Here is a 15,499-nt window from a genome sequence, read left to right as displayed (position 1 = left end):
GGGCCCGCACAGTGCCGGGGGGCGAGCCACTCCTCCAGATGCGGCGCCTCGGCACCGATCGTCGTGCTGTCGCCGTGTCCGGTGCGCACCGCCGTCTCCGGTGGCAGCGTCAGCAGCCGCTCCCTGATCGAGCCGACGATCGTCGGGAAGTCGCTGAACGAACGGCCCGTCGCTCCCGGCCCGCCCGCGAACAGCGTGTCGCCGGTGAAGACGGTGGCAAGGTCCGGCGCGTACAGGCTGACCGCGCCCAGGCAGTGGCCCGGTGTGTGCAGGACCGTCAACTCCGTGCCCGCCACGGACAGTTCCTGTCCGTCGGCCAGCTCGCCGTCGGGGGCGCGGTCGGGGTGGGTCTGCTTCCACAGCTCCGTGTCGGCGGGGTGCAGCAGGATCGGCGCACCGGTGCGGGCCGCGAGCGCGGGGGCCGCGTCGATGTGGTCGTCGTGCGCGTGCGTGCACACGATCGCGACGACCCTGCGGTCCCCGACGGCGGCCGCGATGGCGTCCGCGTCGTGCGCGGCGTCGATGACGACGACCTCGCTGTCGTCACCCACGATCCATACGTTGTTGTCGACGTCCCAGGTGCCGCCGTCGAGGGAGAAGGTCCCGGACGTGACGAGGTGGTCGATGCGGGCGGCCGCCATCAGAAGACCACCACCGAACGCAGGACATCCCCGTGATGCATCCGCTCGAAGGCCTTTTCCACGTCCTCCAGGGCGATCGTCTCGGTGACGAACGCGTCCAGGTCGAGCCGCCCCTGCCGGTAGAGGTCGATGAGCATCGGGAAGTCGCGTGAGGGCAGACAGTCCCCGTACCACGACGACTTGAGCGCGCCGCCGCGGCCGAAGACGTCGAGCAGCGGCAGATCGATGCGCATCTCCGGCGTCGGCACGCCGACCAGGACGACCGTGCCCGCCAAGTCACGGGCGTAGAAGGCCTGTTCGTACGTCTCCGGGCGGCCGACCGCCTCGACGACGACGTCGGCGCCGTTGCCGCCGGTCAGCTCGCGGATCGCCTCGATCGGGTCCGCCGTACGGGAGTTGACGGTGTGCGTGGCACCCAGGCCCTTGGCCGTCTGAAGCTTCTTGTCGTCGATGTCCACCGCGATGATCTTCGCGGCGCCGGCGAGCCGCGCGCCCACGACCGCCGCGTTGCCGACACCGCCGCAGCCGATGACGGCGACCGAGTCGCCCCGGCCGACCTCGCCGGTGTTGATGGCGGCGCCGAGACCGGCCATGACGCCGCAGCCGAGAAGTCCGGCCGCGGCGGGCGATGCGGCCGGGTCGACCTTGGTGCACTGGCCTGCGGCGACGAGGGTCTTCTCGGCGAAGGCGCCGATGCCGAGCGCGGGCGAGAGCTCCGTGCCGTCCGTGAGGGTCATCTTCTGCTTGGCGTTGTGCGTGTCGAAGCAGTACTGCGGGCGGCCGCGCAGACAGGCGCGGCACTGACCGCACACCGCACGCCAGTTGAGGATCACGAAGTCGCCCGGCGCGACCTCGGTGACGCCGTCGCCGACCGACTCGACGACGCCCGCGGCCTCATGGCCGAGGAGGAAGGGGAAGTCGTCGTTGATGCCGCCCTCGCGGTAGTGCAGATCGGTATGACAGACGCCGCACGCCTGCACCTTCACCACGGCTTCTCCCGGGCCCGGGTCCGGCACGACGATCGTCTCGATCCTTACCGGCTCGCCCTTCGCGCGGGCGATCACGCCCTGTACCTGCTGCGCCATGAGGTCAGCCCTTCTTTCTTCGGCATCACATGTTCCTCGGGCATCCTCACATCCTGGGCACGCCCTCGACGACCCGCTCGCGCAGGTTGCGACGGCCGATTCCGTTGTCCTGGGCGCGCCGCCGCCTAGGGTGGGCGGGTGCGTGATCTCGCTGCTCAGGCCCTGCTTCCGGTCAATGCGACGCTCGGTGCGGCGCTGCTCGTGCTGCTCCTTGTCGCGGCCGCGACGGCCGCCGTGTTCCGGCTGTCGCCCGACGGCTCGTACGACAGGGCGCGCGAGATCGTGGTGGCCGGAGTGCGGGCGGCCGCACAGCTGGGCGTGGTGTCCCTGGCGATCGGCTGGGTGATCCATCACCTGGCGGCGCTCTTCGCCTTCCTGCTCCTGATGTTCGCCGTCGCCGCCCGGACCGCGGGACGGCGCATCACCGAGAACGGCAGCTGGTGGTGGGCGGCGCTGCCGATCGCGGGTCCCGTCGTCCCGGTGGTGACCGGCCTGACGCTGGCCGGGCTGCTGCCGGTGCGGGGCATCGCCATGATCCCGGTGACCGGCATCCTCATCGGCGGTGCGCTGACGGCGACCGTGCTTGCCGGCCGCCGGGCCCTGGACGAACTCCGGGCCCGCAACGGCGAGTTCGAGGCGGGCCTGGCCCTCGGCCTGCTCGCCCGTGACGCCCGCCTGGAGGTGATCCGCCCCGCCGCGTCGGACGCCCTGCTCCCCGGACTCGACCAGACCCGCACGGTGGGCCTGGTCACCCTGCCGGGAGCGTTCGTCGGCATGCTCCTGGGCGGCGCGTCTCCCGCCCTCGCGGGCGCGGTGCAGCTGTTCGTGCTGATCGCCCTGATGGCCGTCCAGGCGATCGCGGTCGCGGTGACGGTCGAGCTGGTCGCCTGCGGCCGGCTGAACCGCACGGAGGCGGCGTGAGCGGCGCCGGGCCCTGAGCGTAGGCTCCCAAACATGTCTGTCTACGAGAATGCCGAGATCGCCGCCCTCCAGGGCGGCCCCGCGAACCTGGACCAGCACCTGGGCAAGGCGGTCCTGATCGTCAACGTCGCCTCCAAGTGCGGTCTGACCCCGCAGTACGCGGGCCTGGAGCGACTGCACGCGCAGTACGCCGCCCGCGGCTTCACCGTCCTTGGCGTCCCCTGCAACCAGTTCATGGGCCAGGAGCCCGGCACCTCGGAGGAGATCGCCGAGTTCTGCTCGGCGACGTACGGCGTGACCTTCCCGCTGACGGAGAAGGTCGACGTCAACGGCGATGCCCGCCACCCGCTGTACGGCAACCTCGTCGGCACCGCCGACTCCGAGGGGCACAGCGGAGACATCCGCTGGAACTTCGAGAAGTTCGTGATCGACGCGAACGGATCGGTCGTGGCGCGCTTCTCCCCGCAGACCGAGCCGGACGCTCCCGAGGTCATCGCCGCGATCGAGGCGAACCTGCCGCAGTAGTCGGCGGACGCGGCCGTCTGCCCTGCTGTGCGGCAAGGCAGACGGCTCGCGTCGGCTGTCCAGAGATCAGAGTCGGTGCAGGCAACGTGGTGCTCTGGCCGCTGAGCTACGCCGACCCGAAGTCGACGACGGGATTCGAACCCGCGACCGCCCCATTTAGAGTGGAAGTAGCCCGCCCCTGCGCACCTGGACAACTCCACCGTAGCGATCACCGCGCAGGGTGGCATTCGGTTTTCCGCGCGCCCCCTGTCGGTGCCGCCACCTCCGACGCCTTGGCAAGGCCTGCGAGCGCGCTCGCCTCCGTACTGTCCTCGTCGGCGCTGAACACATGCACCACCAGGCCCGTCTCACCGGGTGCGGCCGGTACGTGCAGGGTCTCGAAGTTCAGCGTGAGCGGCCCGGCGGCCGGGTGCCGCAGGCGTTTGCGGCCCGCCGCGCACATCACGACCTCGCCGCTGTCCCAGATCCGCCGGAACTCGCCGCTGGCCGCGGTCAGTTCGGCGATGAGGGCGGCCAGTTCCGTGTCCTGCGGGTAGCGGCCCGCGGCGACGCGCAGCTGGCCCACCGCCTCCGCCGCACGGTCCTCCCACTCGGGGTGGACGAGACGGGACGCGGGGTCGAGGAAGAGGAATCTGGCGTTGTTCCGGTCGCGGCGGGCCGGGGCGGCGAGGCCGCCGATCAGTTCGCCGCCCAGGGGGTTCCAGGCCACCACGTCGAGGCGGTGGTCGGTCGCGAAGGCGGGGAAGTCGCCCAGGGCGTCCAGGATCCGTCGCAGCAGGGGGCTGACCCTGGCCGTGGGCGCGGGCTCGCGACGGGCGGCGGCCAGTGTGGTGAGGTGCGCGCGCTCCGCCGTGCCGAGGCCGAGCGCCCCGGCGAGCGCGTCGAGCACCTCGGGGGACGGCTGCGTGGCCCGGCCCTGTTCGAGGCGTACGTAATAGTCCACGCTGATCCCGGCCAACTGGGCCAGTTCCTCACGGCGAAGCCCGCGCACCCGGCGGCGGCGACCGCCGGTGAGCCCCACGTGCTCCGGCGTCACACGCCCCCGCCGGGCCCGCAGAAACCCGCCGAGGTCCCGCCCCGCGCCGCCGGTCCCGCCGCCGGTGCCGCCCATGTCGTCCTCGCCGTTCACACCGCTCACGCCGTTCATGGGCCCAGTATGCGTGGCCCTGGCAGTACCAGGATCGGCGTTCCGACGTCGGACAGGGTGCTGGCTGACCGGGGCGCGCCCGGAGATCGTGGCTCCATGAACACCACCACGCCGCCCCGCCCGAAGAAGATCCTCGTCGTCAGCGCCCACCCCGAACCCCGTTCGCTCAACGCCTCCTTGGCCGCCTTCGCGGTCGACGAACTGCGCGCGGCGGGGCACGAGGTGCGGGTCTCCGACCTGTACGCGATGAAGTGGAAGGCGACGGTGGACGCCGACGACTTCTCCGGTCACGCCGGGGATCAGCGGCTGCATGTGATGGCCGTATCCGAGCGGGACACGTTCGCCGACCGCCTCTCGTCCGACATCGCGGCGGAGCAGGAGAAGGTGCGCTGGTCGGACGCGGTGATCCTGCAGTTCCCGATGTGGTGGTTCTCGGTGCCCGCGATCCTGAAGGGCTGGATCGACCGGGTGTTCACCAGCGGGTTCGGCTACGGCCCCGCGGTCCCGCCGCCCTACAGCGAGGGCGTCCTCGCGGGGCGGCGTGCGCTGGTGTCGGTGACGCTCGGCGCCCGTGAGTCGTCGTTCTCCGACCGAGGGATCCATGGCCGGCTCACGGACGTCCTGTATCCGCTGCAGCACGGGCTGTCCTGGTTCACCGGCATGGCGCCGCTGGAACCGTTCGCGGTGTACGACGCGAACGAGCTGCCCGATGAGCGGTTCGCGGCGGCGAAACGGGAGTTCGGGCGCCGGCTCGACGGCCTCTTCACCGACGAGCCGGTCCCCTTCCGTTCGCTCGTGGGCGGTGACTACGACCACGACATGCGCCTCCTTCCGGGTGTGGAGACGCCGGGGACGAGCGGCCTCGATCTCCATGTCCGCCCGCGCGGCTGATCAAGTCACCGCCGTGTGCCGCTACTTGAAGGCGGCGGCATTGCGCGCCGCCCACTCGGCGAAGGGCCGGGGCGGGCGGCCGAGGACCCGCTCGGCGTCGGGGCTCACCCGCTGTTCGTCGGGCGAGGGTGAGCCCAGGATGGCGAGGGTGGCCGCCACCACCTGCCCGGGCATGAAGGCCAGCATCTGTGTCCGTGCCTCCTCCTCGCTCTGCTCCACAAACCCCACCGGCTCGCCGATCGCGTCCCCGATCGCCGCGGCCTGCTGCCTCGGCGAGACCGGGTCCGGCCCCGTCAGCACGTAGGTGGCGCCGTCGTGCCCGGCTTCCCGCAGTGCGAGAGCGGCGACCGCCGCGATGTCGTCCGGGTCGATCACCGGCAGGGCGACATCGCCGAACGGCGCGGCGACCGTCCGGGTCGCGCGGACCGTCTCGGCCCAGAGGAACGCGTTGGAGGCGAAGCCGCCGGGCCGCAGCACCGTCCACTCCAGGCCCGACCGCTTGACGGCCTCCTCGTACGCCGGTGGATGGCGCAGCGTTCCGACGCCTTGGGAGGAGAGCAGGACGACCCGCCGGACGCCACCGGCGCGCGCCGCTTCGAGGACGCCGTGCACATCGCCGCCGGCCAGCGTGAAGTCTCCGGACGTCAGCAGGAACAGGGCGTCCGCACCGTCGAGCGCGGGCCTGAGCCGCTCCGGATCGGCCACGTCCGCCCGCAGATGCCGCACTCCCTCCGGGACGTCCGTCTCCGACACCGCACGCGAGACGGCCGTGACCTGTTCTCCGGCCGCGACGAGTGCCTTGACAAGTGGCCGTCCCACGTTGCCCGTTGCTCCGGTCACCACGATCATGTTCGCTCCCCATGGGTTGGTCTTTCTGCCCGTCCGCTGCGGACTTGAAGGAAGCTATCTGCGCCGGGGCATTAGGTACCTAGGGGAAAGTAATGGGGAACGGGCCTGATGGTGACCGGGATCACAGGCCGTGGAGGGTGGCCGGCGGCACTATCCGTACGTCCTCTTCCAGCGCGCCCGGTGCCGGCCGTCGCCCTGCCCAGCGGCGCTGACGTCGAGGATCGAATCCAGCGGGGTTCCGCTGTTCCACAGGCCCAGATGGTCGCGGTGCACGGTGGCGATGGAGTGCGTGGCCGCGAACGCCGCGGAGGGGCGGCTGAACCGTGTGGTCGTCACGAAGATCGCCACATCGGCCCCGAAGTGCACGCGGGAGCCCAGGAGATCGCGCAGTTCACGGCTGGCGATGGTGCCGCTCGGGGCGTACCGCTTGCACTGGACGACCATCCTCCGGCCGTCCGGAAGCCGCCCGATCACATCGGCGCCCTGGTCGCCGGCGCCACCCACGCGGCGCACCTCGGTGCAGCCGTCCCTGCGGCACAGCCCGGCGACATGCTCCTCGAAGGCGGTGCCGGTCATCACGTCCACATCCGCGAGGGTCCGGTGCCCCGCCCGTACCTCCTCGTGTTCGCGCCACTCGCGATCCCGCCCGCGTGCCATGCGGTCCGTGCGCCACAGCCACCACGCCACGGCGCCGAGGCCGCCGACGAGCAACACGGCGGCCGCGTAGGGCCAGACCACCGACCAGAACACGACTACCAGGAGCAGCAGGGCGACGACCAGGGCGCCCACCTCGCGCCGATACCTCTCCGCCATGCGCCGTCTCCGTCGAGCGGCCATCGCTGCCCCCCTCCGCCGTCCTTGCCAAGGAGTGTGGGCAGGGAGCGCCGGTTCGGGAAGGGCGGCCGTTCGGCCACTGGCCGAAGTCGGTCCCCCGGCCCTGGCGGCGGCCCTGCCCGACGCCCGCCGGTTCCGGCCCGGCCGCGTCCCTCACCCCCCGATACATCCAGCCGGACCAAGCTGACCTGCGGACTTCTGGCCGTGCTCTTACGGTGGCTGAATGGCCATCAGGTACCTTCCGCGCTCCTCATCCGTCCGCACCGCGGCCCTCGCGGTCGTTGCTCTGGTCGTCCTGCCCACGCCCTTCGCGGCGGCCGCACCGGCCGAGCCCGCGCCACCCAAGCCGGTGCCCGCGTACTCCTCGACCCTGCTCGACCGGCCCGGCACCCAGGCCAGGCCGGGCGCCGGCGCCCCGGCGCTGCCGGCCGACGTCTCGGCGCTGTCCTGGCTGGTGGCCGACGCCCGTACGGGCGAAGTGCTCGCCGCGCACAACGCGCACCGCCAACTGCCGCCCGCCTCGACCCTGAAGTCGCTCTTCGCCCTCACGGCCCTCCCCCACCTGGACGCCGCGGCCCGCCACAAGGTCTCCCAGAGCGAGCTCTCCGGCGTCGGTGACGGCAGCAGCCTGGTGGGGGTCGAGGCGGGCCGCAGCTACCGCGTCTCCGATCTGTGGCGTGGCGTCTTCCTCAGCTCCGGCAACGACGCCGTTCACGTGCTCGCCGAGCTGAACGGCGGCTGGCAGCAGACCGTCCGTCAGATGCGCGCCAAGGCCCGCGCCCTGGGCGCCCGCGACACCCATGTGGTCTCCCCCGACGGCTACGACGCGGCGGGGCAGGTCTCATCGGCGTACGACCTGGCGGTCTTCGGCCGGGCGGGTCTCGCGGACCCCGAGTTCGCCCGCTACTGCGCCACGCCGGTCGCGCAGTTCCCCCACGGCAACTGGTCCCAACCGATCCGGAACACCAACCGCCTGCTGACCGGCGCGGACGGTGTGGCACGCTACCCCGGCCTCGTCGGCATCAAGAACGGTTACACCAGCCATGCCGGCCACACCCTGATCAGCGCGGCACAGCGGGGCAACCGCACCCTGGTCGTGTCCGTGATGAACCCTCAGGAGGGCGGCGGATACGCCGTGTACGAAGAGGCGCGGTCGCTGCTCGACTGGGGCTTCAAGGCCGCGGGGCGCGTGCAGCCGGTCGGTTCACTGCTGCCTCAAGGCGAGCAGTCGCGCACCGCGCAGGGTCCGGTCCCCGCCGCGCCGGAGTCCGACGACTCGGACTGGACCGCGATCCTCCTGGTCGGCGCGGGCTCTGCGGTCATCCTTGTGGGTGCGGTGCGGGTGATCCGGCGACGGACGGCCCGCGCCCACCGCTCCTCCGGGCGCGATTAGCCGAGCCGCCTACCTCTTCTCCGGGCGCCAGTAGCCGAGCGCGTGCACGCGGTGCTTCGGGACGTTCAGCTCTTTGCGTACGTATGAGGCGAGGGCCCGGGTGGTCGTCGTGTCGCAGGTGATCCAGACGTAGACGTCGGCGGGATCCTGGACCAGGGCGGGCAGTGCGGCCTTGACCTCGTCGACCAGATGGGCGCCGGCCGCACGCCGTTCCACCCGGTGCAGCTCGTGCAGGGCCGGGTCGAGGCGCAGGTCAAGGTCGTGGTCCTCGGCGTGCTGGGTCTCGAACCAGATCGTCGCCGGTACACCGGGCAGGGCGGCCAGGAGCGAGTTGAGGGCCGGGAGTGCCGCCGTGTCGCCGATCGCCAGGAGCCGTGACGGCCGCGGTTCCGGCGCCTCGAAGCCGGTGCCCTGCAGCGTGGCCTCGATGGTGTCACCGGGGGCGGCCTTGCGCGCCCAGTCGCTGGCGCGGCCGTCGTGCAGCGCGAACTCCAGGCTGAAGGTCCCGCTGTCGGGGTCGGGGTTCACCAGGGTGTAGGCGCGCTGGTGGCTCTTGCCCGCGTCGTCGAACCACAGGCGCACCCACATCGTGGGATGCACCCCGGTCAGGGCGAGCATGCCGCCGTCCGTCAGGTGCAGGCGCCGGTAGTGCTCGGTGACGTCTTCGGCGCCGGTCACCGTGAACTCGAAGTCCTTGCCGCGGAACAGCTTGAGGACCACCCCCTCCCAGCCGTGTCCCATTCCTGGTCCCCTCCCCCTGAGCGGCCCGAAGCCGTCGATAAGTTAGGGCAGCCTAACCTAAAACAGGGGAGGTGGAGAACGGGGCTCGGCACGGATCACAACTGCTGTGCCCGCTTGAGGAGTTCACCCGCAGTGGCGCCCAGGACCTCGCCCTCCATGGCCGAACCGCCCTCGGCCGCGTCACCGAAACTGTTCACGGACACGAGCTTCCCCCGGCCCGACTGCTCGTCGAAGTCGGCCAGCCAGGGCCCGCCACTCGACCCACCCTCCATCGGGCAGCGCACGCTCTGCTTGCCCTCGGGCGCGGCCGACGTGGTGCCCGCGCAGCACATCAGCCGCTCGCCGCGCCGCTCCTGGCTGTCGGGATAGCCGAAGACGGTCACCTTGCCGCCCGGCTTGCGGTCCGCGGCGGGCGCTTGCCTTCGCCGTATCCCGGCACGAAGACCATGTTGCTGTAGTGGCTCCCCAGGGAGGCGGGCAGCCGTACTCAGTGCCCTGCGGCCATCACCGCGGAATGGTTGCGGCTGCGGACCGCGGTGGCGATGCAGTAGGAATCCTGCCCCTGCTCGTTGGTGAACTTCACCGTGGTGATCGCCGCCTCGCCGCTCGCCGCTCGCCGCGCTGCCGGCCGCGTTCCCGGCGACGACGGCCACGACGGAAGCGACAGAAGCGACGGCCAGCGCGGGCGCAACTATCCGGTGCATGCCTTCCGCCTGACGCTAGGCGAGGGCCGGACGATCCGCCCGTCGAGTCCGGTGGGCTCGGCGTTCAGACCCCGCCCAGCAGACGCGCGAGGTTCCGGTCCAGGTCGAGCCCCGTCGCCTCGCGCCCCGCGCCGACGACGGCGTACGAGCGCAGCAGGAACCGCTGCAGCACGGCCCGGTCGAACTGTACGAGAGCCAGGCCCTGCGGCGCGTGGAATTCCAGGACCGTCCGCGCGCGACCGCACGGCCAGATGTGCACGTCACCACCGCCCGCCGGGGCGCGCAGCCCCTCCTCGAGCAGCTGGCGGGCGAAGATCCAGGTGACCTCCGCTCCGTCGAGGGAGGCCTCGGACGGAAAGGTGATCTGGGCGGCCAGGGGGTCGGCCGACGAGTACCGGAGGGTGACGGACAGGCCGCGCTCGCGCCCCTCCGGGGTGATCAGGCGGGCTCGGGCGGGCTGCTCAAGGGTGACGGCCATGATCGGCTCCTCTTTCTCGTAAGGCTTCCGCTGCGCGGTCCGGTTCCTTCCGCGCCTGTACGAGTCCGCGGCGAGCGCGTGCATTACGGCGACACGCCAGGAGTTCATGTGACCTACGCCACTCTCGCGTCACAAGTCAGACATTTCTGACCTAGGCTTTCGAACTCGTCCGAATCCCCCGCAGTGGAAACGGGAGAGTGCTCTGCCATGTCCGACGTCCCTGCCGAGGCCCCCGCCGACGAGCCGGTGATGCCGGTGACCGTGCCCGCCACGGCCGCTTACGCCCGCCTCTACCGGGAGGAACAGCCGCGCCTCGTCGCCTACGCCCGCTCACTGACCGGCAACGCCTGGATCGCCGACGACCTCGTCGCCGAGGCGCATTTCCGGGTCTGGCGGCGGCTTTCGGCCGGGCACGAGATCGAGAACGTACCGGCGTATCTCATGACGACGGTGCGGCACCTCGCGGCGGCGGTGGGGCGCGGTGCGGCGCGCGAGACGCCACGTGACCCGCGGACGGTCGAGTCCGCGGAGCGGATCGACGTGCACGGCGACGGCGCGGACGATCCCGGCGCCCGGGTCTCCTCCGTGGACCTGCTCGGCCGGGTCCTCGGTCAGCTGCCCGAGCGCTGGGTGAAGGCGCTGTGGCTCGCGGAGGCCGAGGGCCAGCCGCTGGAGGCGGTCGGGCGCAGGATCGGGGCCGGGCAGGGTGCGACCGCCGTGCTGCTGCACCGGGCGCGCGAAGGGATGCGGCAGGCGTTCCTGCGCGCCCATCCCGGTACGCCGGAGGATCCCGCGTGCGAGCAGCACTGGGACCGCATACCCGGCCACATACGCGGCGAGGCATCGGCCCGGCAGTCCGAGCGTCTCCTCGCCCACCTCGACGGCTGCGCCGACTGCCGGGCCAGGCTGGCACTGCTCACCCGCGCCAACGACCGACTGCCGGCGCTGGTCGGACCGGCGCTGCTGATCTTCGTCCTGGGCGGGGCGGGCAAGTTCCTCGTGCCGCTGGCCGGGGCAGCGGGGGCGGCTTCGGCACCCGGCGGCCACGGCGGCTTCCTGCACGGCGTACGTCACGTCTTCACCGGCGGCGGAAAGATCCCGGCCGCAGCGGTCGGCGTCGTAGGCGCTTCGGTGGCGGGGGCGGCCGTGGCGGCGGGGCTCGTGCTCGGCGGCTCCGGCAACGCGGCACCGCCGCAGCGGGCCACCGCGGTGGAGAGCCATCCGGCCCAGCCACCGGCCGCGGAGGCACCGGTACCGGCGCCTCGCAGCGAGGACCGCCCTGCGACTCCGGCGGAGAAACCACCGCCCGCGCCTGCGGCCACCCCGGCGGAACAGCAGGCACCGGCACCTCAGGACGCGCCCGCCGAGCAGGACACCCCGGCAGAGCAGACACCCCCGCCCCAGCCGCAACAGGCGCAACAGGCGCAACCGGAAGCCCCGGCGCCCACGGACCCGGCAGACCCACCCGCACCGCCGACGCCCGCCGAACCGACCGAACCGGCGCCCCCGACCGAACCGACCGAACCGGTCACTCCAACCCCTCCGCCCCTTACACCGACACCTACTCCGACCCCGACGCCGCCCCCCACGCCGACCCCGGTGGACCCAACTCCCCCTGTGCCGACGCCAGTCGACCCGACGCCCGTCGACCCGACCCCTCCCCCGGAGCCGGTCTGCGAGCCCTGGATAGGACCGATCTACGTCTGCCACACCCCATGAGGTGAGGCGACCGCCGATCACCGGGGGACCCGCCACCCGGCGGAAAAGGTGTCAGGAACGGGTGCGTCCGGGGAAGGGGAGACACATGCTCCTGGCCCGGCTAGCCCATGTGTCCCACTCAGTCGCCACGACCTCCGCCCGCTCGGGGAAGATCGCGCTCCTGGCCGATCTCTTCCGGGCCGCGCAGCCGGACGACGTCCCGGTCGTGATCCCGTATCTGGCGGGGCGGCTTCCGCAGGGACGTCTCGGGATCGGGTGGAATCTGCTCAAGGATCCTGTCGAGCCCGCCTGCGAACCCACGCTGACCGTCCGGGGCACCGATGCCGCCCTCACCGCCATCGGTGCCGTCACGGGTCCCGGTTCCCAGGCCGAACGCAAGCGCCTCATCCGGGAGTTGATGGGCGCGGCCACCGCCGAGGAGCAGCGGTTCCTTTTCGGGCTGCTGACCGGCGAGGTCCGGCAGGGGGCGCTTGACGCCATCGCCGTGGAGGGGCTCGCTCGCGCCACGGAGGTTCCGGCCACCGCGGTGCGCCGTGCCGTGATGCTCGCCGGGGCGGTGAGCCCCGTCGCGCAGGCGCTCCTCGCCCGTGGGCCCGCCGCCCTTGACGAGTTCCGGCTCAGCCTCGGGCGGCCCGTCCTGCCCATGCTCGCGCACGGCGCCGCCTCCGTGGGCGAAGGCATCGACAAGCTGGGGCCGTGCGCGGTCGAGGAGAAGCTGGACGGCATCCGCGTCCAGGTGCATCGCGACGGGGACGACGTACGCGTCTACACCCGTACCCTCGACGACATCACCGATCGGCTTCCCGAACTCACCGCTGCCGCAATGGAGTTGGACGGCGAGCGGTTCATTCTCGATGGAGAGGTCATCGCCCTCGGCGGCGACGGCAGGCCCCGTCCCTTCCAGGAGGTCGCGGGACGTGTCGGCTCACGCGTCGACGTGGCCACCGCGGCCGCCGAGCTGCCGCTCTCCCCCGTCTTCTTCGACGCCCTGTACGCCGACGGGCTCGACCTGCTCGATCTGCCGTTCACCGAGCGGCACGCCCGCCTGGCCCTGCTCGTCCCGGAGCCGATGCGGGTGCGCCGCACCGTCGTCGACGAGCCGGAGAGCGAGGCTCAACGGCGGGACGCCGAAGCCTTCTTCACCGACACGCTGCGGCGTGGTCACGAAGGAGTCGTGCTCAAGGCGCTCGACTCCCCCTACAGCGCAGGCCGGCGCGGCGCGAGCTGGCTGAAGGTCAAGCCCGTGCACACCCTGGACCTCGTGGTCCTTGCCGCCGAGTGGGGGCACGGGCGGCGGACCGGCAAGCTCTCCAACCTGCATCTGGGCGCCCGGCGCGCCGACGGGACGTACGCCATGCTCGGGAAGACCTTCAAGGGCATGACCGACGCGATGCTGGCCTGGCAGACGGAGCGGCTGCGTGAGCTCGCCGTCAGCGACGACGGATTCCTCGTGACCGTACGTCCCGAACTCGTCGTAGAGATCGCCTACGACGGGCTGCAGAAGTCCACCCGCTACCCGGCCGGCGTCACGCTCCGCTTCGCCCGGGTCGTGCGCTACCGCGAGGACAAGTCGCCCGCCGAGGCCGATTCGGTCGAGACGGTGCTGGCAGAGCGTCAGCCGTAGCCCTCCCCCCCTCTAGCCCTGAGGTGCGGCGGCTACCACCAAGTTCAGGCAAAGATCCGGCCGATAGGGTGACCTTAACGCTTTATTGACGCCCATTCGCATCAGCAGCATTGAGAGGGAGAGCTGTGCCCGCATCACGCCTGAGCCAGACGCCGCTTCCAGGCATCGGCATCCGGTACGACCTGACCACCCGAGAACAGCGCCAGATCTCGGTGGTCGCGCACCGGGACGGCGCGCGCACCCTCAGCGCCTACCGTGCCGACGACCCTGACGCCTGCGCGCTCTCGCTGCGGCTGAGTTCCGGCGAGGCGGCCGCGCTGATCGACGCGCTGATGCCCTCGCACCACAGCCCGAATCTGCTGCACACCACCGATCTGGGCCTGGTCGCCGAGCGCATCGAGATCGCGGGCACCTCGCACTGGAACGGGCGGCTGCTCGGCGAGACCCAGATGCGCACCGAGACCGGTGCCTCCATCGTGGCGGTCCTTCGCAGGGCCGAGGCCATCCCGTCGCCCGCACCGGACTTCCGCCTCTCGGGCGGGGACACCCTCATCGTGATCGGCACCCGCGAGGGTGTGGAGAGCGCCGCCGCGATACTCGGGCGGGAGTGATTCGATGCATTCGGCTGTCTTCCTGATCGAGTTCGGCGCGATCATCCTCGCCCTCGGACTGCTCGGCAGGTTCGCCGGGCGGTTCCGCTTCTCCCCCATCCCCCTCTATCTGCTGGCGGGGCTCGCGTTCGGTGAGGGCGGGCTGCTTCCGCTCGGCGCCAGCGAGGAGTTCGTCGCGATCGGCGCCGAGATCGGCGTCATCCTGCTGTTGCTGATGCTGGGGCTCGAATACACCGCGAGCGATCTGGTCAGCAATCTCAAGACCCAGTACCCGGCCGGTCTGGTCGACATGGGGCTCAATGCCGTGCCGGGCGCGATCGCCGCGCTCCTGATGGGCTGGGGTCCGGTCGCCGCCGTCGTCCTCGCGGGCGTCACCTGGATCTCGTCGTCCGGGGTCATCGCCAAGGTGCTCGGCGACCTGGGCCGGCTCGGCAACCGCGAGACCCCCGTCATCCTCAGCATCCTGGTCCTCGAAGACCTGGCGATGGCCGTGTATCTGCCCATCATCACCGCCCTGTTGGCCGGTGTCGGCTGGGCCGCGGGCAGTCTCACCCTCGCCATCGCGCTCGGCGCCGCGGGTCTGGTGCTGTTCCTTGCCGTGCGCTACGGACGTGTGATCTCGCGCTTCGTGTCGAGCGACGACCCCGAGAAGCTGCTCCTCGTCGTCCTCGGACTGACCATCCTGGTCGCCGGGATCGCACAGGAGCTCCAGGTCTCGGCCGCCGTGGGCGCCTTCCTGGTCGGCATCGCACTGTCCGGCGAGGTCGCCGAGGGGGCGCACAGTCTCCTGGCGCCGCTGCGGGACCTGTTCGCCGCCGTGTTCTTCGTCTTCTTCGGTCTGCACACCGATCCGGCGAGCATTCCCCCGGTGCTGCTTCCCGCGCTCGCCCTCGCGGTCGTGACGGCCTGCACGAAGATCGCCACGGGGTACTGGGCCGCCCGCCGCGCCAAGATCTCCGTGAAGGGACGGTGGCGGGCGGGCGGTGCGCTGGTGGCGCGCGGCGAGTTCTCCATCGTCATCGCGGGGCTCGCCGTCACCGCGGGCATCGAGCCGTCGCTGGGCCCGCTGGCCACTGCGTACGTCCTGATCCTCGTGATCGTCGGCCCGCTCACCGCGCGCTTCGTGCAGCCGGTGGCCGCGCGGGTGAGCGGTGTCGTCTCGCGCCGCCGGGAGGCCGCGGCCGCGGCTTCTCTGCCGTCGCCCCCGGAGCCCGAGGAGTCGCTCGACGGGCAGGGCGCGAGCGGGCGCCCCTGACGCACGCCTTCGGGCGGGGGGGGGCGGGCGCGCCCCGCCCGCCCCCCCCGCGCGCCCGCGGGGGGGGGGGTGAAAACAAGA

Annotated in this window: 16 protein-coding genes; 8 read left to right on the top strand and 8 right to left on the bottom strand. The window is 72.0% G+C overall.

From position 1 onward, the window contains the following. On the bottom strand, positions 1 to 641 hold a 641-nt coding region (locus ACFWY6_RS34570; RefSeq protein ID WP_384699074.1), incomplete at its 3' end, for an MBL fold metallo-hydrolase. Then, entirely contained in the window at positions 641 to 1,726 is a 1,086-nt protein-coding gene (locus tag ACFWY6_RS34565; protein WP_384699071.1) for an S-(hydroxymethyl)mycothiol dehydrogenase, read from the bottom strand. The genes ACFWY6_RS34565 and ACFWY6_RS34570, both read right to left, overlap by 1 nt. A 138-nt stretch (positions 1,727 to 1,864) precedes the next feature. Here ACFWY6_RS34565 and ACFWY6_RS34560 point away from each other — a divergent pair, with 138 nt between their 5' ends. Together ACFWY6_RS34560 and ACFWY6_RS34555 are read left to right on the top strand one after the other, a co-directional pair. Further along, complete coding sequence (locus tag ACFWY6_RS34560) at positions 1,865 to 2,647, top strand: ABC transporter permease (RefSeq protein ID WP_384699069.1); 783 nt, start codon at positions 1,865 to 1,867, stop codon at positions 2,645 to 2,647. Between the two features lie 33 nt (positions 2,648 to 2,680). Continuing rightward, the gene (locus ACFWY6_RS34555; RefSeq protein WP_384699067.1) at positions 2,681 to 3,172 is read left to right on the top strand and encodes a glutathione peroxidase; all 492 of its coding nucleotides are present in this window, start codon (positions 2,681 to 2,683) and stop codon (positions 3,170 to 3,172) included. Between the two features lie 208 nt (positions 3,173 to 3,380). On the opposite strand, the gene ACFWY6_RS34550 is transcribed toward ACFWY6_RS34555, so the two are convergent. Then, a complete protein-coding gene (locus ACFWY6_RS34550; RefSeq protein ID WP_384699064.1) occupies positions 3,381 to 4,319 on the bottom strand; it encodes a helix-turn-helix domain-containing protein in 939 nt (312 codons plus the stop codon). A 96-nt stretch (positions 4,320 to 4,415) separates the two neighbouring features. Between ACFWY6_RS34550 and ACFWY6_RS34545 the strand changes: the two genes are divergently transcribed. Then, the gene (locus tag ACFWY6_RS34545) at positions 4,416 to 5,210 is read left to right on the top strand and encodes an NAD(P)H-dependent oxidoreductase (protein WP_384699061.1); all 795 of its coding nucleotides are present in this window, start codon (positions 4,416 to 4,418) and stop codon (positions 5,208 to 5,210) included. Between the two features lie 21 nt (positions 5,211 to 5,231). On the opposite strand, the gene ACFWY6_RS34540 is transcribed toward ACFWY6_RS34545, so the two are convergent. Continuing rightward, the gene (locus tag ACFWY6_RS34540) at positions 5,232 to 6,059 is read right to left on the bottom strand and encodes an NAD(P)H-binding protein (RefSeq protein WP_384699058.1); all 828 of its coding nucleotides are present in this window, start codon (positions 6,057 to 6,059) and stop codon (positions 5,232 to 5,234) included. Between the two features lie 150 nt (positions 6,060 to 6,209). Beyond that, on the bottom strand, positions 6,210 to 6,872 hold the full coding sequence (locus ACFWY6_RS34535) for a restriction endonuclease (RefSeq protein ID WP_384699056.1): 663 nt from the start codon (positions 6,870 to 6,872) through the stop codon (positions 6,210 to 6,212). A 244-nt stretch (positions 6,873 to 7,116) separates the two neighbouring features. On the opposite strand from ACFWY6_RS34535, the gene ACFWY6_RS34530 reads away from it, so the two are divergent. Further along, the gene (locus ACFWY6_RS34530) at positions 7,117 to 8,286 is read left to right on the top strand and encodes a D-alanyl-D-alanine carboxypeptidase family protein (protein ID WP_384699053.1); all 1,170 of its coding nucleotides are present in this window, start codon (positions 7,117 to 7,119) and stop codon (positions 8,284 to 8,286) included. Between the two features lie 9 nt (positions 8,287 to 8,295). Here the strand turns inward: ACFWY6_RS34530 and ACFWY6_RS34525 are convergent, their stop codons facing one another. The 3 genes from ACFWY6_RS34525 to ACFWY6_RS34515 all read right to left on the bottom strand — a co-directional run bounded on the left by ACFWY6_RS34525 (position 8,296) and on the right by ACFWY6_RS34515 (position 10,209). Further along, entirely contained in the window at positions 8,296 to 9,027 is a 732-nt protein-coding gene (locus tag ACFWY6_RS34525; RefSeq protein ID WP_384699050.1) for a siderophore-interacting protein, read from the bottom strand. A 95-nt stretch (positions 9,028 to 9,122) separates the two neighbouring features. Continuing rightward, positions 9,123 to 9,410 (bottom strand): trypsin-like serine peptidase, encoded by a 288-nt coding sequence (locus ACFWY6_RS34520; RefSeq protein WP_384699048.1) that lies wholly within the window; start codon positions 9,408 to 9,410, stop codon positions 9,123 to 9,125. A 385-nt stretch (positions 9,411 to 9,795) separates the two neighbouring features. Next, a complete protein-coding gene (locus tag ACFWY6_RS34515; protein WP_384699045.1) occupies positions 9,796 to 10,209 on the bottom strand; it encodes an SsgA family sporulation/cell division regulator in 414 nt (137 codons plus the stop codon). 207 nt (positions 10,210 to 10,416) lie between these two features. On the opposite strand from ACFWY6_RS34515, the gene ACFWY6_RS34510 reads away from it, so the two are divergent. From ACFWY6_RS34510 to ACFWY6_RS34495, 4 genes are all read left to right on the top strand, one after another. Next, positions 10,417 to 11,928 (top strand): sigma factor, encoded by a 1,512-nt coding sequence (locus ACFWY6_RS34510; protein WP_384699042.1) that lies wholly within the window; start codon positions 10,417 to 10,419, stop codon positions 11,926 to 11,928. An 85-nt stretch (positions 11,929 to 12,013) separates the two neighbouring features. Beyond that, entirely contained in the window at positions 12,014 to 13,552 is a 1,539-nt protein-coding gene (locus ACFWY6_RS34505; protein WP_384699039.1) for an ATP-dependent DNA ligase, read from the top strand. Between the two features lie 125 nt (positions 13,553 to 13,677). Further along, complete coding sequence (locus tag ACFWY6_RS34500) at positions 13,678 to 14,163, top strand: TrkA C-terminal domain-containing protein (RefSeq protein ID WP_266874146.1); 486 nt, start codon at positions 13,678 to 13,680, stop codon at positions 14,161 to 14,163. 4 nt (positions 14,164 to 14,167) lie between these two features. Beyond that, entirely contained in the window at positions 14,168 to 15,418 is a 1,251-nt protein-coding gene (locus ACFWY6_RS34495; protein ID WP_384699036.1) for a cation:proton antiporter, read from the top strand. Positions 15,419 to 15,499 lie beyond the last annotated feature (81 nt).

The organism is Streptomyces sp. NPDC059037 (genome assembly GCF_042740015.1).
Classification (GTDB): domain Bacteria; phylum Actinomycetota; class Actinomycetes; order Streptomycetales; family Streptomycetaceae; genus Streptomyces.
Note: the sequence above shows the minus strand (reverse complement) of the source record. Positions and strands in the feature narration are given on the sequence as shown.

Bases quoted from the DNA above. Each gene is read 5' to 3' on its own strand.
- ACFWY6_RS34565 (WP_384699071.1), bottom strand. From the start codon at position 1,726: ATGGCGCAGCAGGTACAGGGCGTGATCGCCCGCGCGAAGGGCGAGCCG.
- ACFWY6_RS34555 (WP_384699067.1), top strand. From the start codon at position 2,681: ATGTCTGTCTACGAGAATGCCGAGATCGCCGCCCTCCAGGGCGGCCCC.
- ACFWY6_RS34550 (WP_384699064.1), bottom strand. From the start codon at position 4,319: ATGAACGGCGTGAGCGGTGTGAACGGCGAGGACGACATGGGCGGCACC.
- ACFWY6_RS34545 (WP_384699061.1), top strand. From the start codon at position 4,416: ATGAACACCACCACGCCGCCCCGCCCGAAGAAGATCCTCGTCGTCAGC.
- ACFWY6_RS34540 (WP_384699058.1), bottom strand. From the start codon at position 6,059: ATGATCGTGGTGACCGGAGCAACGGGCAACGTGGGACGGCCACTTGTC.
- ACFWY6_RS34535 (WP_384699056.1), bottom strand. From the start codon at position 6,872: ATGGCGGAGAGGTATCGGCGCGAGGTGGGCGCCCTGGTCGTCGCCCTG.
- ACFWY6_RS34530 (WP_384699053.1), top strand. From the start codon at position 7,117: ATGGCCATCAGGTACCTTCCGCGCTCCTCATCCGTCCGCACCGCGGCC.
- ACFWY6_RS34525 (WP_384699050.1), bottom strand. From the start codon at position 9,027: ATGGGACACGGCTGGGAGGGGGTGGTCCTCAAGCTGTTCCGCGGCAAG.
- ACFWY6_RS34515 (WP_384699045.1), bottom strand. From the start codon at position 10,209: ATGGCCGTCACCCTTGAGCAGCCCGCCCGAGCCCGCCTGATCACCCCG.
- ACFWY6_RS34510 (WP_384699042.1), top strand. From the start codon at position 10,417: ATGTCCGACGTCCCTGCCGAGGCCCCCGCCGACGAGCCGGTGATGCCG.
- ACFWY6_RS34505 (WP_384699039.1), top strand. From the start codon at position 12,014: ATGCTCCTGGCCCGGCTAGCCCATGTGTCCCACTCAGTCGCCACGACC.
- ACFWY6_RS34495 (WP_384699036.1), top strand. From the start codon at position 14,168: ATGCATTCGGCTGTCTTCCTGATCGAGTTCGGCGCGATCATCCTCGCC.